The organism is Blastococcus sp. SYSU D00868 (genome assembly GCF_054050575.1).
Genome location: NZ_JBJGZO010000049.1, coordinates 1 through 21,805, shown reverse-complemented (window position 1 = coordinate 21,805; position 21,805 = coordinate 1). Strand labels below are relative to the sequence as shown.

At 73.9% G+C, this 21,805-nt stretch carries 21 protein-coding genes; 14 read left to right on the top strand and 7 right to left on the bottom strand.

All coding sequences use genetic code 11. The features are described from left to right. Positions 1–35: 35 nt before the first annotated feature. From ACI79F_RS23845 to ACI79F_RS23830, 4 genes are read right to left on the bottom strand one after another with little or no spacing between them, the layout of a single operon-like run. Positions 36–1,736 (bottom strand): ribonuclease J, encoded by a 1,701-nt coding sequence (locus tag ACI79F_RS23845; protein WP_456547025.1) that lies wholly within the window; start codon positions 1,734–1,736, stop codon positions 36–38. Further along, the gene (dapA, locus tag ACI79F_RS23840) at positions 1,733–2,629 is read right to left on the bottom strand and encodes a 4-hydroxy-tetrahydrodipicolinate synthase (protein WP_456547024.1); all 897 of its coding nucleotides are present in this window, start codon (positions 2,627–2,629) and stop codon (positions 1,733–1,735) included. The genes ACI79F_RS23845 and dapA overlap by 4 nt, the downstream gene beginning before the upstream one ends. 49 nt (positions 2,630–2,678) lie before the next feature. Beyond that, entirely contained in the window at positions 2,679–3,167 is a 489-nt protein-coding gene (locus tag ACI79F_RS23835) for a dihydrofolate reductase (RefSeq protein ID WP_456547023.1), read from the bottom strand. 11 nt (positions 3,168–3,178) lie between these two features. After that, positions 3,179–3,997 carry a thymidylate synthase gene (locus ACI79F_RS23830; protein WP_456547022.1) on the bottom strand — a complete coding sequence of 273 codons (819 nt, stop codon included), beginning with the start codon at positions 3,995–3,997 and terminating at the stop codon, positions 3,179–3,181. Between the two features lie 46 nt (positions 3,998–4,043). Between ACI79F_RS23830 and ACI79F_RS23825 the strand changes: the two genes are divergently transcribed. Then, positions 4,044–4,454 carry a YkvA family protein gene (locus tag ACI79F_RS23825; protein ID WP_456547021.1) on the top strand — a complete coding sequence of 137 codons (411 nt, stop codon included), beginning with the start codon at positions 4,044–4,046 and terminating at the stop codon, positions 4,452–4,454. On the opposite strand, the gene ACI79F_RS23820 is transcribed toward ACI79F_RS23825, so the two are convergent. Next, positions 4,444–5,655 (bottom strand): winged helix-turn-helix domain-containing protein, encoded by a 1,212-nt coding sequence (locus ACI79F_RS23820; RefSeq protein WP_456547020.1) that lies wholly within the window; start codon positions 5,653–5,655, stop codon positions 4,444–4,446. The genes ACI79F_RS23825 and ACI79F_RS23820 overlap by 11 nt on opposite strands. Before the next feature lie 61 nt (positions 5,656–5,716). Between ACI79F_RS23820 and ACI79F_RS23815 the strand changes: the two genes are divergently transcribed. Together ACI79F_RS23815 and ACI79F_RS23810 are read left to right on the top strand one after the other, a co-directional pair. Continuing rightward, the gene (locus ACI79F_RS23815) at positions 5,717–6,304 is read left to right on the top strand and encodes an N-acetyltransferase family protein (protein ID WP_456547019.1); all 588 of its coding nucleotides are present in this window, start codon (positions 5,717–5,719) and stop codon (positions 6,302–6,304) included. Then, the gene (locus tag ACI79F_RS23810; RefSeq protein WP_456547018.1) at positions 6,301–6,966 is read left to right on the top strand and encodes a DUF2461 domain-containing protein; all 666 of its coding nucleotides are present in this window, start codon (positions 6,301–6,303) and stop codon (positions 6,964–6,966) included. The genes ACI79F_RS23815 and ACI79F_RS23810 overlap by 4 nt, the downstream gene beginning before the upstream one ends. Before the next feature lie 9 nt (positions 6,967–6,975). Here the strand turns inward: ACI79F_RS23810 and ACI79F_RS23805 are convergent, their stop codons facing one another. Both ACI79F_RS23805 and ACI79F_RS23800 read right to left on the bottom strand, forming a co-directional pair. Beyond that, complete coding sequence (locus tag ACI79F_RS23805) at positions 6,976–7,665, bottom strand: GntR family transcriptional regulator (RefSeq protein WP_456547017.1); 690 nt, start codon at positions 7,663–7,665, stop codon at positions 6,976–6,978. 133 nt (positions 7,666–7,798) lie between these two features. Beyond that, on the bottom strand, positions 7,799–9,232 hold the full coding sequence (locus ACI79F_RS23800; RefSeq protein WP_456547016.1) for a hypothetical protein: 1,434 nt from the start codon (positions 9,230–9,232) through the stop codon (positions 7,799–7,801). Between the two features lie 448 nt (positions 9,233–9,680). On the opposite strand from ACI79F_RS23800, the gene ACI79F_RS23795 reads away from it, so the two are divergent. The 11 genes from ACI79F_RS23795 to ACI79F_RS23745 all read left to right on the top strand — a co-directional run bounded on the left by ACI79F_RS23795 (position 9,681) and on the right by ACI79F_RS23745 (position 21,394). Continuing rightward, positions 9,681–10,343: an isochorismatase family protein gene (locus ACI79F_RS23795; RefSeq protein WP_456547015.1), complete on the top strand. Its 663-nt coding sequence runs from the start codon at positions 9,681–9,683 to the stop codon at positions 10,341–10,343. Then, positions 10,340–12,235, top strand: coding sequence for a PEP-utilizing enzyme (locus ACI79F_RS23790; protein ID WP_456547014.1), 1,896 nt, complete (start codon positions 10,340–10,342; stop codon positions 12,233–12,235). The genes ACI79F_RS23795 and ACI79F_RS23790 overlap by 4 nt, the downstream gene beginning before the upstream one ends. Then, a complete protein-coding gene (locus ACI79F_RS23785; protein WP_456547013.1) occupies positions 12,232–13,335 on the top strand; it encodes a PEP/pyruvate-binding domain-containing protein in 1,104 nt (367 codons plus the stop codon). Before ACI79F_RS23790 ends, ACI79F_RS23785 begins: the two co-directional genes overlap by 4 nt. Continuing rightward, positions 13,332–14,195, top strand: a complete 864-nt coding sequence (locus tag ACI79F_RS23780; protein ID WP_456547012.1) for an FAD binding domain-containing protein — start codon at positions 13,332–13,334, stop codon at positions 14,193–14,195. Before ACI79F_RS23785 ends, ACI79F_RS23780 begins: the two co-directional genes overlap by 4 nt. 93 nt (positions 14,196–14,288) lie before the next feature. After that, positions 14,289–14,951 (top strand): CoxG family protein, encoded by a 663-nt coding sequence (locus tag ACI79F_RS23775; protein WP_456547011.1) that lies wholly within the window; start codon positions 14,289–14,291, stop codon positions 14,949–14,951. Beyond that, positions 14,948–15,565, top strand: coding sequence for a hypothetical protein (locus ACI79F_RS23770; RefSeq protein WP_456547010.1), 618 nt, complete (start codon positions 14,948–14,950; stop codon positions 15,563–15,565). Before ACI79F_RS23775 ends, ACI79F_RS23770 begins: the two co-directional genes overlap by 4 nt. Further along, on the top strand, positions 15,562–16,392 hold the full coding sequence (locus ACI79F_RS23765; RefSeq protein WP_456547009.1) for an alpha/beta fold hydrolase: 831 nt from the start codon (positions 15,562–15,564) through the stop codon (positions 16,390–16,392). The genes ACI79F_RS23770 and ACI79F_RS23765 overlap by 4 nt, the downstream gene beginning before the upstream one ends. Positions 16,393–16,416: 24 nt before the next feature. Further along, complete coding sequence (locus ACI79F_RS23760; protein WP_456547008.1) at positions 16,417–17,448, top strand: 2,5-dihydroxypyridine 5,6-dioxygenase; 1,032 nt, start codon at positions 16,417–16,419, stop codon at positions 17,446–17,448. Between the two features lie 123 nt (positions 17,449–17,571). Beyond that, the gene (locus ACI79F_RS23755; protein ID WP_456547007.1) at positions 17,572–18,102 is read left to right on the top strand and encodes a (2Fe-2S)-binding protein; all 531 of its coding nucleotides are present in this window, start codon (positions 17,572–17,574) and stop codon (positions 18,100–18,102) included. After that, positions 18,099–20,585 carry a xanthine dehydrogenase family protein molybdopterin-binding subunit gene (locus ACI79F_RS23750; protein ID WP_456547006.1) on the top strand — a complete coding sequence of 829 codons (2,487 nt, stop codon included), beginning with the start codon at positions 18,099–18,101 and terminating at the stop codon, positions 20,583–20,585. Before ACI79F_RS23755 ends, ACI79F_RS23750 begins: the two co-directional genes overlap by 4 nt. Then, positions 20,585–21,394 (top strand): maleate cis-trans isomerase family protein, encoded by an 810-nt coding sequence (locus ACI79F_RS23745; RefSeq protein WP_456547005.1) that lies wholly within the window; start codon positions 20,585–20,587, stop codon positions 21,392–21,394. The genes ACI79F_RS23750 and ACI79F_RS23745 overlap by 1 nt, the downstream gene beginning before the upstream one ends. Positions 21,395–21,805: the final 411 nt, after the last annotated feature.

The following is a 21,805-nucleotide window of genomic DNA, read 5'->3' as shown; positions in this document are numbered from 1 at the left end:
CGCCGGGTGACGGTCTCCGTCACCCGGCGACTCCGCTACACCTCGAGGACGGTCGGGATGATCATCGGCCGGCGGCGGTAGGTGTCGCTGACCCACTTGCCGACGGTCCGGCGGATCACCTGGGACAGGCGGTGGGCGTCGACCTCGCCGTCCTCCAGGGTGCGCTTGAGGTTCTCCTCGACCAGCCGCAGCGCCTCGTCGAAGGCCGCCGGGTTCTCCGAGAAGCCGCGGGTGGACAGGTGCACCGGCCGCACGATGGTGCGGGTGGAGGGCTCGACGACGACGGTGAGGGCGACGAACCCCTCGTCGCCGAGGATCCGCCGCTCCTGCAGCGCCTCCTCGCCGACGTCGCCCACGTTGAGGCCGTCGACGTAGACGTTGCCGATCGGCACGGTGCCGACGATCGAGGCCTTGCCGTCGACGAGGTCCACCACGACGCCGTCCTCGGCGAGGATGACCCGGTCGGTGCTCATCCCGGTCTGCTCGGCGAGCGCGGCGTGGGCGCGCAGGTGCCGCCACTCCCCGTGCACCGGCATGAGGTACCGCGGCTTGGCGACGTTGAGCAGCGTGCGCAGCTCGCCGGCCGGCGCGTGCCCGGAGACGTGCACCATCGCCGTCTCCTTGTGGATCACCGTCGCGCCCAGCCGGGCCAGGCCGTTGATCACCTTGTAGACGGCGGTCTCGTTGCCCGGTACCAGGGACGACGCCAGCACGATCGTGTCGCCGGCCTCGATGGTCACCTGGTGGTGCTCGCCGCGGGCCATCCGCCCCAGCGCCGACAGCGGCTCCCCCTGCGAGCCGGTGCTGACCAGCACCACCTGCTCGGCGGGCATCGCCGTCGCCTCGTCGAGGGAGACCATCAGGCCCGGCGCCATGCGCAGCAGGCCCAGGTCGCGGGCCACGCCCATGTTGCGGACCATCGACCGGCCGACGAAGGCGACCTTGCGGCCGTGCTTCTCCGCGGCGTCGAGCACCTGCTGGATGCGGTGCACGTGGCTGGCGAAGCTGGACACGATCAGGCGCTGCGTGGCCCGCCGGAACACGTCCTCCAGCACCGGCCCGATCGCGCGCTCGCTGGTGACGAAGCCGGGGATCTCGGCGTTGGTCGAGTCGGCCAGCAGCAGGTCGATGCCCTCGAGCCCGAGCCGCGCGAAGGCGCCGAGGTCGGTGAGGACGCCGTCGAGCGGCAGCTGGTCCATCTTGAAGTCGCCGGTGTGCACCAGCAGGCCCGCCGGGGTGTGCACGGCGACGGCCAGCGCGTCGGGGATCGAGTGGTTGACGTTGATGAACTCGCAGTGGAACGGCCCGGCGAGGTGGTCGTCGCCGCCGGCCACCTCCACCAGCACCGGGTCGATGCGGTGCTCGCGCAGCTTGGCCTTGACCAGGGCGAGGGTGAACCGGGAGCCGACCAGCGGGATGTCCCCGCGCAGCCGCAGCAGGTAGGGCAGCGCGCCGATGTGGTCCTCGTGCCCGTGGGTCAGCACCACGGCCTCGACGTCGTCCAGCCGGTGCTCGATGACCCCGAAGTCGGGGAGGATCAGGTCGATGCCGGGCTGCTCCGCCTCAGGGAAGAGGACGCCGCAGTCGATGACCAGCAGCCGCCCCTCGTACTCCAGGACGGCCATGTTGCGGCCGATCTCCCCCAGCCCGCCGAGGGCCACCACGCGCAGGCCGCCCGACGGCAGCGGCGGCGGCATCTTGAGGTCCAGGTGCGGCTGCGTGGTGGGAGCACTCACAGGCTGACGCCTCCGGCGGCGAGATCGGTGCGCAGCTGCTCGAGCTGCTCGGGGGTGGCGTCGACCATCGGCGGCCGGACCGGCCCGGCGGGCAGCCCGAGGGCGTTCAGCGCCGCCTTGACCAGGATGACGCCCTGGGTGCGGAAGATGCCGGTGTAGACCGGCAGCAGCGCCTCGTTGACGGCGCGGGCCTTGACCAGGTCGCCGGACTCCACCGCGGCGACCAGCTCGGCCAGCCGGTGGCCGACCAGGTGCCCCACGACGCTGACCACGCCGACGGCGCCGAGCGCCAGCAGCGGCAGGTTCAGCATGTCCTCGCCGCTGTAGTAGGCGAGGTCGGTGCGGGCCAGCGTCCACGCGACGTCGCCGAGGTCGCCCTTGGCGTCCTTCACCGCGACGATCCGCGGGTGCTCCGCGGCGCGCACCAGCGTCTCCACCTCGATCGGGACGACGGTGCGCGGCGGGATGTCGTAGAGCATCACCGGCAGGTCGGTGGCGTCGGCGACGGCGGTGAAGTGCCGCAGCAGGCCCTCCTGCGGCGGCTTGTTGTAGTACGGCGTCACGACCATGAGCCCGTGCGCGCCCAGCCGGGCGGCGTCGCGGGCCTTCTCGATCGAGTGCGCGGTGTCGTTGGTGCCCACCCCGGCGACCACGACGGCGCGGTCGCCCACCGCGTCGAGCACGGCCTCGAGGACGGCGCGCTGCTCGGCGTCGCTGATCGTCGGGGACTCCCCCGTCGTCCCGGCGACCACCAGGCCGTCGTGGGCGCCCCGGTCCACCAGGTGCGCGGCCAGCTCCTGGGCGCCGGCCAGGTCGATCGTGCCGTCCTCGGCCAGGGGGGTGACCATGGCCGAGAGCACACGCCCGAAGGGTCGGGCGGGGTCGCTGGTCATGGGGGTGAATCTACCCAGCGCCGCCTCCGCCGTCCGCCGCCCGGGGCCGTCAGCGCCGGAGGTCGGAGACGGCGTACCGCAGCCCCGTCGACGGCGAGGTGGACCAGCCCTGCGCGGGCGTGCGGGAGACCAGCCGCCAGCCGGTGCCCAGCACCGGGGCGCGGGTGTCCCCCTCCACCTCGAGGTCGACGTCGGTGACCACCGCCCGCTCGGCGTGCGGCAGGAACTCGGCGTAGACCGTGCCGCCGCCGATCACCCAGCAGTCGGGGAACTGGGCGAGGACCTGGCTGACCGAGTACGCCGGGCGGGCGCCCTCGGCCCACCACAGCGGGTCGGTGGTGAGGACGACGTTGGTCCGCCCGGGCAGCGGCCGGAACCGCTGGGGCAGCGAGTCCCAGGTGCGCCGTCCCATGACGACGGTCGACCCGGTGGTGAGCTCGCGGAAGTTCCTCAGGTCCTCCGGCAGGTGCCAGGGCAGCGCGCCGTCCGCGCCGATGACCCGGGCCCGGGCCTGCGCCCAGACGAGCGAGATCGCCACGGCCGGGGAGGTCAGACGGCGACGGCGGCGCGGATGGCCGGGTGCGGGTCGTAGCCGCGCACCGTCACGTCGTCGACGGTGTGCTCGAACAGCGACGGCGCCGGGGCCAGCTCCAGCGTGGGGAACGGGCGGACCGGGCGGGACAGCTGCTCGGCGACCTGCTCGCGGTGGTTGTCGTAGACGTGGCAGTCGCCGCCGACCCAGATGAAGTCGCCGGGCTCCAGGCCGACCTGGGCGGCGACCATGTGCGTGAGCAGCGCGTAGCTGGCGATGTTGAACGGGACGCCGAGGAACATGTCCGCGCTGCGCTGGTACAGCTGGCAGGACAGCCGGCCGCCGGCGACGGAGAACTGGAACAGCGCGTGGCACGGGGCGAGCGCCATGTCCGGCAGCGCGGCGACGTTCCAGGCCGACACCACCATGCGGCGGGAGTCGGGGTCGCGGCGCAGCGTCTCCAGCACGGCGGAGATCTGGTCGACGTGCTCGCCGGACGGGGTGGGCCAGGACCGCCACTGCACGCCGTACACCGGGCCGAGCTCGCCGGTGGGCGAGGCCCACTCGTCCCAGATGGTGACGCCGTGGTCGTGCAGGTAGGCGACGTTGCTCTCGCCGCGCAGGAACCACAGCAGCTCGACGACGATCGAGCGCAGGTGCACCTTCTTCGTGGTCAGCAGCGGGAAGCCGGCGGAGAGGTCGTAGCGCAGCCGCTCGCCGAACAGGCTGACCGTGCCGGTGCCCGTGCGGTCGGCCTTCGGCGTCCCCTGCTCCAGCACCCGCCGCAGGAGGTCCTCGTACTGCGTGTCGACCGGCTGCCCGGCAGTCCCCACCACGGGGAGGCACCCTACGTGCCGGGACCGACAGGCCACACTCTCCGACATGGAGTGGTGGGCCACGCTGGCGGCCGTCGTCGGGGGCCTGCTGGTCGTCTGGGCGCTGCTGCTCGTGCTGCTGTGGCGGGCGCGCCCGGAGGACCTCACCGTGCGCGAGGCGCTGCGGCTGCTGCCCGACCTCGTCCGCCTGGTGCGGCGGCTGGCCCGCGACCCGGAGGTGCCGCGCGGGGTGCGGCTCCGGCTGTGGCTGCTGCTGGCCTACCTGCTCTCGCCGCTGGACCTGGTGCCCGACGTCGTCCCGGTGCTCGGGTACGCCGACGACGTCGTCGTGGTCGCCCTGGCGCTGCGCGCGGTCGTGCGCCGGGCCGGGGACGAGGCCCTGACCCGCGCGTGGCCGGGCGGCCCGGCGGGGCTGGAGGTGGTGCGGCGGCTGGCCGGGGCCCGGCTCACCCGGTGACGGCGGCCAGATCGGGGGCGAGGTCCCCGGCGCCGGCCACGACGACGCGGTCGAGCTGCAGCCAGCCGGCCATCAGCCGCAGCTCCGCGGCCAGCTCGGCGGCGACCTCGGCCCGGTCCACGCCCTCCTCGCCGTGGACGGCCTGCACGAGCAGCGCGCCCGCCCTGCGGTCGGCCTTGAGGTCGGCCCGGGCGACGAGCCGGTCGCCGAGGAGGAACGGCAGGACGTAGTAGCCGTGCACCCGCTGCGCGGCGGGGGTGTAGATCTCCAGGCGGTAGCGGAAGCCGAACAGCCGCTCGACCCGCGGCCGCTCCCAGACCAGGGAGTCGAACGGGCTCAGCAGCGCGCGGGCGCGGATCCAGCGCGGCCGCCGGGCCGCGGGGTCCAGCCAGGCCGGGGCGGACCAGCCGTCGACGGCCACGGGCAGCAGCTCGCCGGCCTCGGTGAGCTCCTCGATCGCCCGCCGGGCGGCCGGCGGACGCAGCCGGAAGTAGTCGCGCAGGTCGCGCTCGGTGGCCACGCCCAGGGCGCGGGCGGCGGTGCGGACCAGCTCCCGGACCGCGTCGGCGGGGTCCGGCGTCGGCGCCCGGACGACGGCCGGCGGCAGGACCCGCTCGGTGAGGTCGTAGACGCGCTCGAAGCCGGCGGTGCGGCTGCGGGCGGTGAGCACGCCGGTGAAGAACAGCCACTCGAGGGCGACCTTGGCCGGGTGCCAGTTCCACATGGTCCCGGGCCGCTCGCGCCGGGTCTCGAGCAGCTCGCCGGCCCGGGTCGGGCCCTGCGCGCGGACCCGGTCGAGGACCTCCGCGACGTAGCCCGGCCGCTCCCGCTGGAGGCGGACCATGTTGCCCCAGGCGTGCTCCTCGGCCGCGGCCATCCGCCAGCGCAGGTGCGGGTGCAGCCGCACCGGGAGGTAGGACGCCTCGTGCGCCCAGTACTCGAACACCTCGTGCCGGCGGTCGGTGAAGTCGTCGAGCGCCGCCCGCGGATAGGCACCCAGGCGGCTGAAGTACGGCAGGTAGTGCGACCGGGAGAGCACGTTGACCGAGTCGATCTGGACGACGCCCAGCCGCCCGGTGACCCGCCGCAGCCCGCGGCTGTCGACCGGGCCGGTCGGCCGCGGGGCGGCGAAGCCCTGGGCCGCCAGCGCGATGCGCCGGGCCAGCGGGGCGGGCAGCCGGTCGACGGCGGGGGCGCTCACGCCGCCGATCCTGCCCGCCGGGTCCGACGGACGACGCCCCACCTGCGCCTACGCTGCCCCGGTGGAGCCCCGCGCCTTCCCCCGGCTGACCGGCAACGCCGCCGTCTCCGTCCGTCCGGCGAGCCCCGCCGACGCCGAGGCCGTCGCCCGCGTCCAGGCGGTCACGTGGCGCACGGCCTACCGCGAGGTGCTGCCGGCCGCGGTGCTCGACGAGTGGGACGAGGCCGCGGCCGCCGAGGTGTGGCGGGTGGCCGCGGCGGCGCCGCCCACGCCCGCGCACGGCCTGCTCGTCGCCGTGGACGGGGCGGAGGTGGTCGGCTTCGCCGCCTACGGGCCGCCGGAGGTGACGGCGGACGACCCGTCGTCGCCGCACGGCCCCACGACGGAGGTCGCCGCGCTGCTGGTGGAGCCCCGGTGGGGGCGCCGGGGCCACGGCAGCCGGCTGCTGGCGGCCGTGGCCGACACGGCGACCGCCACCGGCGCCGCCCGGCTGACGATGTGGGTGCCCGAGCCGGACCGGGTCACCGCCCGCTTCCTCGAGTCGGCGGGCTGGGCTCGCGAGGGCTGGGCGCGCACGCTGGACACGGGCGGGGAGCCGCTGCGCGAGGTGCGCTGGCACGCCGAGCTCACCGAGGTGGGGGCATCGTGACGTTCGAGGGGTTCCCGGACGAAGGCCTGGTCTTCTACGAGGGGCTCGAGGCCGACAACAGCAAGACGTACTGGACGCGTCAGCGCCCGGTCTACGAGTCGTCGGTGCGGGCGCCGCTGCAGGCGCTCGCCGACGAGCTGGCCGGCGAGTTCGGGCCGGCGAAGCTCTTCCGCCCCTACCGCGACGTCCGCTTCAGCAACGACAAGACGCCGTACAAGACCCACCAGGGCGCCGTGGTCGAGCCGCCGGGCCGCGGGGCGGGCGCCTGGTACGTGCAGGTCTCCGCCGACGGGCTGCGGGTGGCCGGCGGCTGCTGGCGGCTCGAGTCCGACCAGGTGGCCCGCTACCGGCGGGCGGTGCTCGACGACGTCCAGGGCCGCCGGCTGGCCGACGAGGTCGCCCGCCTCACCGCCGCGGGGTGGGAGGTCGGCGGCGAGCGGCTGACGCGCAGCCCCCGCGGCTTCGACGTCCCGGACGACGACCGGGCCGATCTGCTGCTGCACAAGTCGCTGCACGTGGCGCGGCAGTGGGAGCCCGCGCCGTGGCTGCACGAGCGGGAGGCCCTGGACCCGGTCCGCGCTGCCTGGCGCGACGTGGTGGTGCTCAACGCGTGGCTGGCCGACAACGTCGGCGCCACGACCAAGGAGATCCGCCGCCGCTGACGGCGGGGCTCAGGCCTGCTCGGCGCGCTCCACGTCGGGGAAGTGCTCCAGCGCGAACCGGCTCGAGGCGGCGACGTGCTCGCGCATGAGCTCCTCCGCGCGGTCGGCGTCGGCGTCCCGCAGGGCGTCGAGGATGGCGCGGTGCTGCTCGTTCACGCGGCTCGCCCGGTCCGAGGGGTAGGCGTAGTTGGAGCGGTAGCTGACCGTGAACGCCAGGACCTGACCCATGATCGTCTGCAGCAGCGGGTTGCCGGTGGCCTCGCTGACCCGCATGTGGAAGGCCAGGTCGGCGACCGCCTGCTCCGAGGCGTCGCCCTGCGCGCCGATCCTGACCAGCCGGGCGTGCGCGTCCTCGAGGGCGTCGAGGTGGTGCTCCTCGCGGGCGGTCGCCGCCTCCCGGGCGGCGTAGGACTCCAGCACCCCCCGCAGCGAGTAGATCCGCACGATGTCCTGGGCGGTCACCATCCGGACGGTCGCGCCGCGGTTGGGCGTCAGCTCGACGAGCCCCTCGCTCTGCAGCGTGAACAGCGCCTCGCGGACGGGGGTGCGGCTCACCCCGAGCTGCTCGGCCAGCGAACGTTCCGGCAAGGGCTCGCCGGGCTTCAGGCGCCCCGAGAAGATCTCCGTGCGCAGGATGCGCGCCACGCCCTCGCTCGTCCGCTGGGACATGGGCACGACGCCCCGCCCCAAGGGCTCCATGTGCACTCCGTCCTCGCAGGTGTCGAGGAAGGATACGGGGTGCGGTGGTCCGCGCCCCGTCCCGGCGCCTGCCGCCGCACAGGGGCGACCCGGACGATCCCGGGCCGCCCCTGCGGGTCGGCGCGTCAGCCGGTCAGCCCGGCAGCCCGCCCACCGGCGAGTCCGGCCGCGCGGGAGGAGCGGCGCCCGTGGCCGGCTCCGGCGGGAGCACCGGCCCCAGCCCCGGCTCCAGGTCGTCGTCGAAGTTGGCCACGCCCCACTGGTGGGCGTCGAGCCCCACGACCTCGGCGTGCTCCGGCTGCCGGAGTCCGCCGAACCGCTCGAACAGCAGGCACATGAGCAGGACCGGCACGCCGGTGACCAGCATCGTCGCCGCGACACCGGCCAGCTGCCACCAGGGCGTGATCTCCCCGACCCCGACGGCGTACTCCCCCTCGAGGCCGATGTAGCCACCGGTCGGGGTGCCCCACGCGAGGAAGCCGGTCAGCAGCGCACCGGCGATGCCCGGGCCCAGGGCCAGCGGGACCACCTTGGGGTCGTCGATCCCGGCCCGGCGTAGCAGGGCCGCGGTGCCGAGGGCCACCACCGGGCCGAGGGCCCCCACGAGCAGGCACTCCCACGCGGTGCCGACGTCGAACAGCGTCCCGCCCATCACGACGCCGGCGATCGGCCCGAGCAGCGCCCAGGACGACTCCCGCCGCCTGTACGCCAGGAGCAGCCCGACGACGGCGCCGCCCAGGATCGCCGCGAACAGGTTGACGATGACCAGGCCGATGCCGCTCTCGGTGAACGAGATCCCGAAGAACCCGACGTCGGGGACGATGTAACCGCTGCCGATGGTGATGAACGGCAGGGCGAAGAGGATGAGCAGCACGCCGATGCCGACGAAGGCAGCGTTGTGCGACGCGGGCTTGGCGCCGCTCGCGTGCGGCCGGAAGGCGCCCAGTCGCGGCCCGACCCGCCAGGCCAGGACCAGCACGAACGTCCCCGCGGTGATGTACAGCGGGAAGATGCCGTCGAAGTCGTGCGTGCCGCGCAGGGTCAGCGGGGACAGCGACCCCCAGCACAGGTAGCCGACCAGCGGGGAGAGCACGGCGCCCAGCACGAACGCCATCACGTACAGCGGCAGCGGCTTGATCCGCTCGACGACGCCGGTGTGGATCAGCGCCATCGTCGCCATCGTGAACGTCACGAAGAAGACGAGGAAGATCTGCAGGACGTCGGCCTCGGGCAGGGCGGCCGGGTCGATGTGCCGGGACGCGGTGTTGGTGAACGCGCCGCCGAGCCACCAGTCCTTCACCGCCTGCCAGAACGGCTGCGGCACCCCGAAGGCCTGGTTGAACTGCCACTGCCAGATCGGGTAGCCGATCAGCAGCGTGCCCAGGCCGCCGACCATCGCGGCGCCGATCTTCTGGACCGTCGTGTCGAGGACGTTGCGGCGGCGGACGAGGCCCATGTCGACGAAGACGAGGCCGACGACCACGAGCAGTACGGCGACCGCGCCGAGCGTGTAGATGAACGTGGCCATCAACCAGTTGGTCGATGCCTGTTCCGGGAACTGTTCCATGCTTCCTCCTGGGGCGGCGCGGAGCACAGGGCACCGCTGGGCCGAGACGTCGGGGGTGGTGCCGGCCCAGCCGCGGGGGTGGGAGCGGAGCTGCGGGCCCGCCTCGGTGTGAGGTCGCACACTTCTGAGGCGCGGCGGACGGTATACACGTATGCCAGGCCCCCACAAGAGGCCCACGCGACTGCCGCCGAGCGGTAACGCGGCCGTTACCGGGGACGGGGCGCGGGCCGGGTCGGGACCCGGTCGGCGAAACGCGGCCGTCACGTCGGCCGGCGGCGGCGATCGCCCCGGGCGGCGACCACCCCGCGGACACCTACCGGCGGGGCGCGGACCCGTCGGAGACTGGGGGTGGACGTCCGGGGCGCGTTGGTATACATGTATGCCACGTCATAGACGGAGCTCACATCCAGCCGCGAGACGCCGCTCAGCGGCAGCGAAGGAGGCGGCAGTGACAGGACCGGACCACGGTCCCTCGACCGCCGAGGTCTACGACCGCGCCGGTTTCGGTCGCCGCGTCGAGCGGGGCCGGCGGCCTGCGGTCGTCGTCGTCGACTTCACCTACGGCTTCACCGACCCGACCTACCCCACGGGCGCGGACATGACCGGCGCCGTCCTGGCGACCGCGCGGCTGCTCGAGGCCGCCCGGGACGCGGACCTGCCGGTCGTCTTCACGACGATCGCCTACGACCCGGCCCAGGTCGCCGGCCTCGCCTGGCTGAAGAAGGCGACCGGGATGGCCGCCCTGGAGTCCGGCAGCCGGCTGGTCGAGACCGACCACCGGCTCGGCCGGCGCCCGGACGAGCACCTGGTCACCAAGACCGGCGCGTCGGCGTTCTTCGGCACCGCGCTGGCCACCTACCTGGCGTCGGTCGGCGCGGACACGGTCGTCGTGACCGGCGCGACCACCAGCGGCTGCGTGCGCGCGACCGTCGTGGACGCCGTCCAGCACGGCTACCCGGTCCTGGTCCCCGCCGACTGCGTGGCCGACCGGGCGCAGGGCCCGCACGACGCGAGCCTGTTCGACATCAACGAGAAGTACGGCGACGTCGTCGACTCCGACGACGTCGTGGCCTACCTGTCCACCCTGTCCGAGGCGGAGGCGCCCGCATGACGCTCACCAGTTCGAACTCCACGACCGACGGCGTTCCCAGCTCCGAGGGCGCCGCGCAGGCCGTCCCGGGCAAGCGGTTCGCCAGCCCGTTCGCCGTCCAGACCCCGGCCGGCGCCGAGGGCTGGCAGAGCATGTACCCGTACTACGCGCTGCTCAGCGACGAGCGCCGCGAGTTCGAGGACGGCAAGTTCTGGTTCTTCGACGGGATGCACAACCCCGAGCCGCTGTACCCCTTCGACACGATCATGACCGAGAACTGGTGGGTCGCGGCCAGCCAGATGTCGACCCGCGTGTGGCCGGTGCCGCCGGCGGGCGGGATCGACCACCGGATCATCAACGGCTACCTGTACATCAGCCCGAACGCCGTCACCGACCCGGACGAGGTCGCGGCCCGCGCCCAGGACTTCGCCGTCCGCGCCGGGCACTACTACGAGAACTGGGACGAGATCTACGAGCAGTGGGTCGCCAAGGCCACCGACTGCATCGAGCGGCTCAAGGCCATCCGGTTCGCGCCGCTGCCGGAGAAGGAGCCCGAGAGCAGCGTCTTCGAGCACCGCGGCGTCTACTCGACCTACGACCTGCTGACCAGCTACGGCGCGCTCATCGAGAACCTGTTCGAGATGGGCTCCTACCACTTCGAGATGCTCAACCTCGGGTACGGCGCCTACCTCACCTTCCGCGAGTTCTGCCAGGCCGCCTTCCCGGGCATCAGCGACCAGACCATCGCCAGCATGGTCTCGGGCATCGACATCCTGCTGTTCCGCCCGGACGACGAGGTCCGCGGGCTGGCGAAGCTCGCCGTCGACCTCGGCCTGTCCGACGTCGTGCTCGGCGACGAGGACCCCGCCTCCGTCCTCGCGGCGATCGCGGCGCACCCCAACGGCTCGCAGTGGACCTCCGCGTTCGAGAAGGCCAAGGACCCGTGGTTCTGGTTCTCCACCGGCGCCGGGTACACGCACAGCGACCGCGCGTGGATCGACGACCTGCGGCTGCCCTTCAGCGCCATGCGCGGCTACATCCACGCCCTGCAGGCCGGCGAGGACATCCGCCGGCCGCTCGAGGCGATCCTCGCGGAGCGGGTCCGGGTGACGGCGGAGTACCGCACGTACCTGCCGACCGACGCCGACCGGGAGTCCTTCGACGGGCTGGTCGAGCTCGCCCGCCAGGTCTTCCCGTTCGTCGAGAACCACAACTTCTACGTGGAGCACTGGCACCACTCGCTGTTCTGGTCCAAGGTCCGCGAGCTGGGTGACGTCTTCGTCGCCCACGGCTTCCTCGACGACCGTGAGGACCTCTTCTACCTGCACCGCAACGAGATCTACTCGGCGCTCTACGACCTCAACATCGGCTGGGCCACCGGCACGGAGGCGCGTGGCGTCACCTACTGGCGCCCGGAGGTCGAGCGGCGCAAGCGGATCCGCGAGGTGCTCAAGGCCAACCCGCCGCTCCCGGCGCTCGGCGTCCCGCCGGAGTTCATCACCGAGCCGCTGACGGTGATGCTCTGGGGCATCACGCAGGAGTCGGTGCAGGAGTGGCTCGGGGTCGACGGCCAGGAGAGCGGCGAGCTCCGCGGCGTCGCGGCCTCGGCCGGCAAGGCGACCGGCCGGGCGCGGGTGATCATCGACCCCGAGCAGCTGCACGAGGTCGAGGACGGCGACATCCTGGTCTGCCGGATCACCGCCCCCAGCTGGGCGCCGGTCTTCTCGCGGCTGTCGGCCGCGGTGTCCGACGTCGGCGGGATCATGGCCCACACCGCCATCGTCTGCCGCGAGTACGGCCTGCCGGCGGTCGTCGGCACCGGCTTCGCGACCACCTCCATCCGCACTGGCCAGCTCATCGAGGTCGACGGCAACACCGGCGTCGTCCGTGTTCTCGAGGACGTGTCCGCATGACCACCACCACCGCCTCCCCCTTCGTGCTCTGGATCGACGAGCCGGAGGCCGTCGGCAACAAGCTGCTCGGCGGGAAGTTCGCCAGCCTGGCCGAGATGACCGCGGGCGGGTTCGCCGTCCCCGGCGGGTTCGGCATCACCACCACCGCCTACCGGCACTTCCTGGAGTCCGCCGGCCTCGCCCAGCGGGCCGGGGAGGTGCGCCGGGAGGCGGTCGGCGCCGACCTGGCGCGGGTGCAGGAGATCAGCGCGGAGTTCACCGCGGCCATCGAGGCGGCGCCGCTGCCTGCCGACCTCGAGGCCGCGATCCGCGCCGCCTACGCCGAGCTGGAGCGGCGCACCGGCCGCGAGGGCCTCCCGGTGGCGGTGCGCTCCAGCGGCGAGTCCGAGGACCTGGCCGGCGCCAGCTTCGCCGGCCAGTACGACACCTTCCTGTGGATCCGCGGCGCCGAGGACGTGCTGACGCACGTGCGCCGCTGCTGGGCCGGGATGTTCGGCGCGGCGGTGCTCACCTACCGCCCCGACGCCGACCCCGCCGCGGTCGCCGTCGACCACGGCATCTGCGTCGGCGTGCAGCAGATGGTGGAGGCCCGGTCGGCCGGCGTCATGTTCACCCTCGACCCGGTGACGGGCGACCGGTCCAAGGTCGTCATCGAGGGCTGCTGGGGCCTCGGGGAGGGCGTCGTCAGCGGCGGGGTCACCCCGAGCCGGTACGTCGTCGACAAGGTCACCTTCGAGGTGCTCAAGCGCGACGTCGCCCACCAGGAGGAGCAGTACAGCTTCGACCCGGCGATCGCCGCGGTCGGCCTGGTGCCGGTCTCCCCCGAGCTGTGCGACTCCGCCTGCCTCGACGACACGCAGATCGCCGCGCTGGCCGAGCTGGCCAAGCGGATCGAGCGGCACCGCGGGGCGCCCCAGGACATCGAGTGGGCCGTCAGCTCGACCGGCGACGTGCACGTCCTGCAGGTCCGCCCGGAGACCGTGTGGAGCCACAAGCAGGCCGAGCAGCTGGTGACCGAGAAGAAGTCGGCGGTCAGCCACGTCCTGGCCCGCTTCGCCGGCGTCGGCGTGGTCCAGGGCGGCGGGGACCGCGCGTCGTGAAGCCGGCAGCCTTCACCTACCACCGGCCGACGTCGGTGGCGGAGGCCGTCGCCCACCTCGGCGCGCACGCCGGCGCGGCGCGGGTCCTCGCCGGCGGGCAGAGCCTCGTGCCGATGCTCAACATGCGGCTGTGGCGGCCGGCGGCGCTGGTCGACATCAACGACGTCGACGAGCTCGACGACATCACCGTCGACGGCGACCGCACGGTGCTGGGCGCGCTCGTCCGGTACACCACGGTGGAGCGGTCGGCGCTGGTGGCCGAGCGGCTGCCGCTGCTGTCCCGCGTCGTCCGCCACATCGGCGACCGCCAGGTCCGCAACCGCGGCACCGTCGGGGGCGCGCTGGTGCAGGGCGACCCGACCGGGGAGATGCCGCTGGCCGGCCTCGTGCTCGGCGGGGTCGTCACGGCCGTCGGCCCCGGCGGGACGCGGCGGATCCCGCTGGCGGACTTCTACACCGGCTCCTACGCCACGGCCCTGGAGCTCGACGAGCTGCTGACCGCCGTGGAGTTCCCGCGGCACCCGCAGCACGTCGCGTTCGGCGAGATGTGCCGCAAGCACAACGACTTCGCCGTGGTCAGCGTCGTCGCGACCGGCGACCGGGACGACGACGGCCGCTGGCGGGACGTGCGGATCGCCCTCGGCGGGGTGGCCGACACCCCGGTCCTCGCCGCGGCCGCCGGCGAGGCGCTGGCCGGCACGGAGCTGACCGACGACGACCTCGACGCGGCTGCCCGGGCCGCGCTCGAGGTGATCGACCCGCCCACGGACGTGCGGGCCACCGCCGAGTACCGCCGGCACCTGGTGCCGGTGTACGTCCGCCGGGTGCTGACCGAGCTGCGCGCCGCCGGCGCGCGCTGACCCCCCGGGGCGGCCGCCCGCCCCCTGCGAACACGAGCCCACGGGCCGCGTCAGCCGACGCCGGTGCCCGTCCCGCGGCGAGGAGAGACAGTCATGAAGTTGCGTGAGGAGTTCGAGGTCGCCCAGCCGGTGTCCTCGGTGTGGACGTTCTTCGAGCAGCCCGAGCGCGTCGCCGAGTGCGTGCCCGGCGTCGAGCAGCTCACCGTCGTCACCCCCGACGACATCGACGTCCGGCTGACCCAGAGCATCGGCCCGATGACGGCGACCTTCGCCGCCAAGGTGACGATCGTCGAGCGGGTGCCGGAGAAGCAGATCGGCTTCACCGCCACCGGCAAGACCGTCCGCGGCGCGATGGGCAACGTCCGCGCGGGCGTCACCGTCCAGCTCGAGCCCGCGGGTGACCGCACCGTGGTGATGGTCGAGGGCGACGTCGCGCTCGCCGGGGCCCTGGGCAGCGTCGGGCAGAAGGTCGTGGCCAAGCAGGCCGGCAAGGTGACCGCCCAGTTCGCCCGCAACCTGGAGCAGGCCCTCGGCGGCGCCGCGCCGGCAGCCACCGCCACCGGTCCCGCCGCCCCGGCGGCGACCGCGACCGGGACCGCCGTGGCCCGGCCGGCCGGCCGCGCCCTGCCGCCGGTGAGCGACCCGCCGGCCGGCGACCCGTGGGCGAAGCTGGCCGCGGCCCTGAGCGCCGTCTCGGTGGTGCTGAGCGTCATCGGGCTGCGGCGCGGCAACCGGCGGCGGCGGTCCCGCCGGTGAGCGCCGCCCTGCCGTGGACGGCGCCGGTGGTCCCCCTGGACACCGAGATCGAGGTGCTGGCCGCCGAGTGGGTCAAGCCCTACGACCAAGCGCTGCATCTCATGCGTGCCCGGGACTGGCTCGTCCAGATCAACCCGGCCGCGACCACGGAGATGCGCCTGGCGGCGATGACCCACGACATCGAGCGGATGTTCCCCGGCGGCCCGCGGCTGGACCACGCGACCATGGAGTGGGACAGCCCCTTCTACCTGTACCCGCACTCCCTGCGCTCCGCGGAGTCGGTCGGGGTGTGGCTGGGCAGCATCGGGCCGGCCGCCGCGCAGGTCAGCCTCGCCGACGTGCGCCGTCTCGTCGGCCTCCACGAGGTGGGCGGGCTGCGGGGGGCCGACGACGTCCAGGCCGGGGACTCGCTGTCGTTCCTGGAGACCCTCGCCGCGCTGACCCGGGACTGGGTGCGAAGCGGCGCCTGCTCCCGCGACAAGGCCGCCGAGAAGCTCGTCTACATGGCCGAGCGGATCCGGGTGCCGGCGGCGCAGGAGCTCGCCGCCGACTGGCTCGAGTGGGCGCTGGACCAGCTGCCCGCCGCCGACGGGACCGTGGACGGCGCCCGGTGACCGACGTGGAGATCCGCGGGGAGCGGGTCGAGGTGCGCGCCAACGGGCTGCGGCACTCGGTGCTGCGCTACGGGGAGCCGGGCGCACCGGACCTGCTGGTGCTCCCCGGCATCACCAGCCCGGCGGCGACGGCGGACTTCCTCGCCGTGCTCCTCGCCGACCTGGGCTACCGGGTGACGGTGCCCGACGTCCGCGGCCGCGGGGAGAGCGACCGGGCGCCGTCCGGCGGGTACCGGCTGGTCGACTACGCCGCCGACGTCGCCGGCCTGGTCGAGGAGCTGGGCCTGGACCGGCCGGTCGTGCTCGGCCACTCGATGGGCGCGCGGATCGCCGCGGCCTACGCGGTGCTGCACGCGCCGGACGACCACGGCCTGCTGCTGCTGGTCGACCCGCCGCTCTCCGGGCCGGGCCGCGGCCCCTACCCGACCTCGCGCGAGGCGTTCGTCCAGCAGCTGAGCGAGGCCCGCGCCGGCACCGACGCCGACGCCGTCCGCCGGTTCTACCCGAAGTGGCCGGAGCGCGAGCTGCGGCTGCGGGCGCAGGTCCTGGCCACCTGCGACGAGACCGCGGTCCTGGAGACCCACGAGGGCTTCGAGACCGAGGACTTCGTCCCGTACTGGACGCAGCTCACCCAGCCGGTCGTCCTGGTCCGGGGCGGGGACAGCCCCGTGGTCCCGGACGAGGCCCTCGAGGACCTGCGGCGCACCCGGCCCGACGTCGAGGTCCACACCGTCCCCGGGACCGGGCACATGGTGCCGTGGGACGACCTCGACGGCTTCCTGGACGTCGTCCGCCCGTACCTGCGCCCCTCCGTCCCGCAGCACTGATCCCGTCCCGACAGGAGACAGCACATGGACCAGAACCTGTTCAACTCCATCTGCCTGGAGCAGCTGCGGCTCTCCGGGGTGCACGAGGGCGAGACCGTCGCCGTCCTCTCCCGGGGCGGCGAGCGGCCCGAGTACGCCGACGCCTTCCTGTGGGCCGCCCAGCAGCTGGGCGCGGCGACCTACCACATGCGGCTGCCCGCGCCGGGCTCGGCGAAGGGCGCCTGGGCGGTCGGCGACTCCGGCCTGGCCGCGAACCCGCTGGCCGTGGAGGCGCTCAAGGCCGCCGACATGGTGGTCGACCTGACCTTCCTGCTGTTCAGCAAGGAGCAGTTCGAGATCCAGGGCGCCGGGACCCGGATCCTCACCTGCGTCGAGCCGGCTCCGCTGCTGGCCCGTCTCATGCCGACCCAGGAGATCCGCGAGCGGGTCGAGGTCGCCTACGAGCTGCTGGCGAAGGCGCAGGTCATGCGGATCACCAGCCCCGGCGGGACCGACGTGACCTACCGGCTCGGCGTCTACCCGACCATGAGCGAGTACGGGTACACCGACACCCCCGGCCGCTGGGACCACTGGCCGGCCGCGTTCGTCTTCACCGGCGGCGCCGACGACGGCGTCGACGGCCAGATCGTCCTCTCCCCCGGCGACGTGCTGCTGCCGTTCAACACCTACGTGCAGACGCCCGTCACGCTGACCATCGAGCAGGGCTTCATCCGCGACATCCGTGGCGGCCTGGACGCCGACCTGCTGCAGTCCTACATCGAGTCCTTCGACGACCCCCGCGGCTACGGCATGAGCCACGTCGGCTGGGGTCTCGACGAGCGGGCGCACTGGCACGGGCTCACCCAGTTCCCCGGTGGCATGGGCATGGAGCTGCGCTCCTTCTACGGCAACGTCATGTTCTCCATCGGCCCGAACAACGAGCTCGGCGGACCGAACGACACCCCGTGCCACTTCGACATCCCGATGCGCGGCAACAGCCTCTACCTGGACGACGAGCTGATCGTCGACCGCGGCGAGCTGACCGTCCCGGAGATGCGCCCGGTCAACCGCCGGTGACCCCGGCCCCCCGCTCGACCAGCCCTTCGACCTTTTGGGACATCCCGTGAGTAGAACGACCCGCACCACCTGGCAACCGGGTGTCGAGAGCCGGAGCCCGGCCGGTCGAGCGGAGGGACGGCGATGAACGCCTCCGAACCGCTCGTCGAGCTGACCACCACGGTCAACGGCGAGGTGGTCACCACCACCGTGCCGGCCCGCCTGCACGTCGCCGACTTCCTCCGCCAGCGGCTGGGCCTGACCGGCACGCACGTCGGCTGCGAGCAGGGCTCCTGCGGCATGTGCACGGTCGTGGTGGACGGCGAGGCCGTGAAGTCCTGCCTCATGCTCGCCTGCCAGCTCGACGGCCGGGTGGTGCAGACCGTGGAGTCCCTCGCCGGGGACGACGGGCTCAGCCGGCTGCAGCAGTGCTTCAAGGAGGAGCACGCCCTGCAGTGCGGCTTCTGCACCCCCGGCTTCCTGATGACGACGACCGCGCTGGCGCACCAGGGTGGCGAGGCGCCCTCGCGGGAGCAGATCCGGGAGGAGGTCGCCGGGGTGCTGTGCCGCTGCACCGGCTACGAGAACATCGTGACCGCGATCGAGCGGTACTTCGCCGAGTCCGTCGAGCGTCCCGTCGACCCGGCGGACTCCCTCGCGGGAGGTGCGCGATGACCACCGTCGAGCGTCCGGCGGCCGGCACCGCCTCCCCCGACACCGCCTCCCCCGGCACCTCCTCCCCCGGCACGCCGGGCACCCGCGGGGTCATCGGCGCCTCCCGGCTGCGCAAGGAGGACGACCGGCTGCTGCGCGGGGACGGCCGCTTCACCGACGACGTCGAGCCGGCGCACGTGCTGCACATGGCCGTCGGCCGCTGTCCCTACCCGCACGCCCGGATCGTCCGCGTGGACACCTCGGCCGCCGAGGGCCTCGAGGGCGTCAAGCACGTCCTCGTCGGCGCCCAGGTGCGGGCCGCGACCGAGCCGCTGGGCGTGCTGCGCCCGGTGCCGGGCGCGCCGCGGCTGCCGTACTACGCGCTGGCCCAGGACGTGGCCACGCACGAGGGTCAGCCGGTGGTCAGCGTGGTGGCCACCAGCCGGCACCTGGCCGAGGACGCGCTCGAGCTGGTCGACGTCGAGTACGAGCCGCTGCCGCACGTCGTCGACGTCCTGGCCGCGCTCGACCCCGGGGCGCCGGTGCTGCACCCCGACGTCCTGGAGTCCAACCTGCTGGCGGCCAACTCCGACGGCAGCGGCGACCCCGAGGCCCGGATGCGCGAGGCCGACGTCGTCGTCGAGGGCCGCTTCCGGATCAACCGGGTGACCGCCCTGCCGATGGAGACCCGCGCCGTCGTCGCCGAGTGGCGTCCCGGCGCCCGGGAGCTGACGGTGCACTGCTCGACGCAGGTCCCGCACCTGATCCGCAAGCAGCTGGCGGAGTCGCTGCGGCTGCAGGAGAGCGACATCCGGGCGGTCGCCTCCGACGTGGGCGGCGGCTTCGGCCTCAAGCTCGGCGTCTTCCCCGAGGACGTGCTCGCCTGCCTGCACGCGATGGCGCTGCGCCGGCCGGTGAAGTGGACCGAGGACCGGGCCGAGCACTTCCGGAACTCCACGCACGCCCGCGAGTCCGTGCACGACTACCGGATCGCCGCGGACGCCGAGGGCCGGATCCTCGCGATGACCGACGTGTACGCCACCGACATCGGCGGCTGGAACTCGCCGTTCGGCTCGGCGCAGCTGTCCAGCGTCGTCCTCAACGGCCCCTACCGGGTCACCGACGGGTACGCCGAGCGCCGGGTCACCCTGACCAACAAGACCCCGGTCGGCGCCTACCGCGGGTACGGCCAGCCCGAGGTGAACTTCGCCTACGAGCGCCTGATGGACACCCTGGCCCGTCGGCTGGACCTCGACCCGGTGGAGCTGCGCGCCAAGAACATGGTGACGCCGGCCGAGATGCCGTGGCGGAACCCGACGGGCGCGGTCTACGACAGCGGGGACTACGAGAAGTGCCTGCGGATGGCCGCCGAGGCCATCGGCTGGGACAGCCACCGCGGCACCCCCCGGGTCCCCTCGGCCGACGGCCGCATCCGCGGCATCGGCTTCTCGTCGTTCGTCGAACGGACCGGGTACGCCAGCGCCCGCTTCCTCGCCCGCCGGGGCTCGCAGTTCGGCGCGCACGAGAGCGTCACGCTGCGGGCCAACCGGTCCGGCGGCATCGACGTCTGGACCGGCGTCTCGACGATGGGGCAGAGCGCCGAGACGGCGTTCGCGCAGGTCGTCAGCGACGTGTTCGGCATCGACTACGACGCGGTGAAGGTGCACGCCGGCGACACCTCCGCCTCTCCGCTGAACACCGGCGCCTTCGCGTCGCGGACCATGATCGCCGCATCCGGTGCGCTGAGGCAGGCGGCGGAGCAGCTGGCCGCCAAGACGCTGCGCCTGGCCGCCTGGCGGCTGGAGAGCGACCCGGAGCTGCTGGAGATCGCCGGCCCGGTGGTGCGCCGCCGGGACGACGCCTCGGTGTCGGTGACGCTGGCGGAGGTCTTCGCCACCGCGATCACCGGGCAGGGGATCCCGCCGGACGAGGAGCCGGGCCTGGAGGCGACCAGCCACTTCGAGCCCGCCGACGCCGCCTACTCCTTCGGCACCGCGGCCGCGCGGGTCGCCGTGGACCCGCGGACCGGGGAGTTCGAGATCGAGCGGTTCGTGATGGTCCACGACGCCGGCACCGTCGTGAACCCCATGGTCGTCGACGGTCAGGTCCGCGGGGCGCTCGCCCAGGGCTTCGGCGCGGCGCTCAGCGAGGAGCTGCGTTACGACGCGGAGACCGGGCAGCTGGTCAACGGGTCGATGGTCGACTACTTCCCGCCGACGGCGGCCGACCTGCCGCCGATCGAGCTCCTGCATACCGAGGTCCCCTCCCCGGTCACCCCGTTCGGCATCCGCGGCGTCGGCGAGGTCGGCACGATCCCGCCGGGTGCCGCCGTCGCCAACGCCATCTGCGACGCGCTGGCCGACCACGGGGTCGAGCTGGACACGCTGCCCATCACCCCGGAGACCGTGTGGCGCGCGCTCTCCGGACGCACCGACGGCCAGGGCTTCGACGAGGAGCTCACGCCGACACCGGAAGACCTTCCCGACGGAGGAGTTGGCTACTGATGACCACCGATCCCACGACCGCGGCCGCGTGCGAGGACACCCCGGCGCCGCAGGTGCCCGGCTCCTCCCGCATCGGCCTCATCGTGCCGAGCTCGAACACCACGATGGAGACGGAGCTCCCCGAGCTGTTCCGCCGCCAGTCGGAGGCCACCGGGCAGCGGTACACCTTCCACTCGGCACGCGCGGCGATGAAGCAGGTGAACAAGGAGGAGCTGCTCGCGATGGTCGGCAAGGCGGCCGACTGCGCGACGGCCGTCTCGGACGCCGACGTGGACGTCATCGCCTACGCCTGCCTCGTCGCCGTCATGGCCCAGGGGCCGGGGGCGCACAAGGAGTCCGAGCAGGTCATCGGCGACGCGGCACGGGACAACGGCCACCCGGCCGACGTGGTGAGCAGCGCGGGCGCCCTGGTGCGCACCCTCCAGTTCATCGGCGCCTCCCGCGTCGCCATCGTCACCCCCTACATGGCCCCGCTGACGCAGATGGTCCGCGAGTACATCGAGGGCGAGGGCATCGAGGTGCTCGACGCCGTGGCCCTCGAGGTGCCCGACAACCTCGCCGTCGGCCGCCTGGACCCGGAGAACCTGCCGGCCATCGCCCGGGGTCTGCAGCGGGAGGGCGCCGAGGCGATCGTGCTGTCCGCCTGCGTGCAGATGCCCTCGCTCGCCGCCGTCCAGCGCGTCGAGGACGAGCTCGGTCTGCCGGTCGTCACGGCCGCCACGGCGACCACGTTCGAGGTGCTGCGTGCGCTCGGCCACCGGCCGGCCATCACCGGCGCCGGCACGCTGCTCACGGGCGCGCTCGGGTGACCTCCTCGGCCTAGCGCCCGCGGCAGCAAGCGCCACCGGCCCCCTCGCCCCCGGTTCCGTCACGAGACGAACCGGGGGCGAGGCCGTTCCACGGCCACGGCGCCGACGGCCCGGGGGCCGGCCCGGGCCGGCCCGGTCGAGCGGGTGCGCCGAGGCGGCAGGACCGGGGCGGTGGTGCGGTGCCGGCGCACACGTTCGGCTCTCCCGCCGCCTGCTGGTGGGCGATGGGGCGGTTGCGCGACGGGCGGTGTGGCGGTGGTGCACCGGGCGGTGTGGCGGTTGCACGCCGGTGTTCGTTGCCGGGGAATGCGAAAGGGCCCCAGCCGGCTGGCTGGGGCCCTTTCGGGAATGGTTGTCCGGCGGTGTCCTACTCTCCCACCCCGTCTCCAGGGCAGTACCATCGGCGCTGAG

What these genes read in the sequence shown, in the direction of transcription:
- ACI79F_RS23750 (WP_456547006.1), top strand. Translation starts at nt 18,099, where the DNA reads ATGACCACCGTCGAGCGTCCGGCGGCCGGCACCGCCTCCCCCGACACC.
- dapA (WP_456547024.1), bottom strand. Translation starts at nt 2,629, where the DNA reads ATGACCAGCGACCCCGCCCGACCCTTCGGGCGTGTGCTCTCGGCCATG.
- ACI79F_RS23805 (WP_456547017.1), bottom strand. Translation starts at nt 7,665, where the DNA reads ATGGAGCCCTTGGGGCGGGGCGTCGTGCCCATGTCCCAGCGGACGAGC.
- ACI79F_RS23800 (WP_456547016.1), bottom strand. Translation starts at nt 9,232, where the DNA reads ATGGAACAGTTCCCGGAACAGGCATCGACCAACTGGTTGATGGCCACG.
- ACI79F_RS23755 (WP_456547007.1), top strand. Translation starts at nt 17,572, where the DNA reads ATGAACGCCTCCGAACCGCTCGTCGAGCTGACCACCACGGTCAACGGC.
- ACI79F_RS23790 (WP_456547014.1), top strand. Translation starts at nt 10,340, where the DNA reads ATGACGCTCACCAGTTCGAACTCCACGACCGACGGCGTTCCCAGCTCC.
- ACI79F_RS23785 (WP_456547013.1), top strand. Translation starts at nt 12,232, where the DNA reads ATGACCACCACCACCGCCTCCCCCTTCGTGCTCTGGATCGACGAGCCG.
- ACI79F_RS23745 (WP_456547005.1), top strand. Translation starts at nt 20,585, where the DNA reads ATGACCACCGATCCCACGACCGCGGCCGCGTGCGAGGACACCCCGGCG.
- ACI79F_RS23760 (WP_456547008.1), top strand. Translation starts at nt 16,417, where the DNA reads ATGGACCAGAACCTGTTCAACTCCATCTGCCTGGAGCAGCTGCGGCTC.
- ACI79F_RS23825 (WP_456547021.1), top strand. Translation starts at nt 4,044, where the DNA reads ATGGAGTGGTGGGCCACGCTGGCGGCCGTCGTCGGGGGCCTGCTGGTC.
- ACI79F_RS23775 (WP_456547011.1), top strand. Translation starts at nt 14,289, where the DNA reads ATGAAGTTGCGTGAGGAGTTCGAGGTCGCCCAGCCGGTGTCCTCGGTG.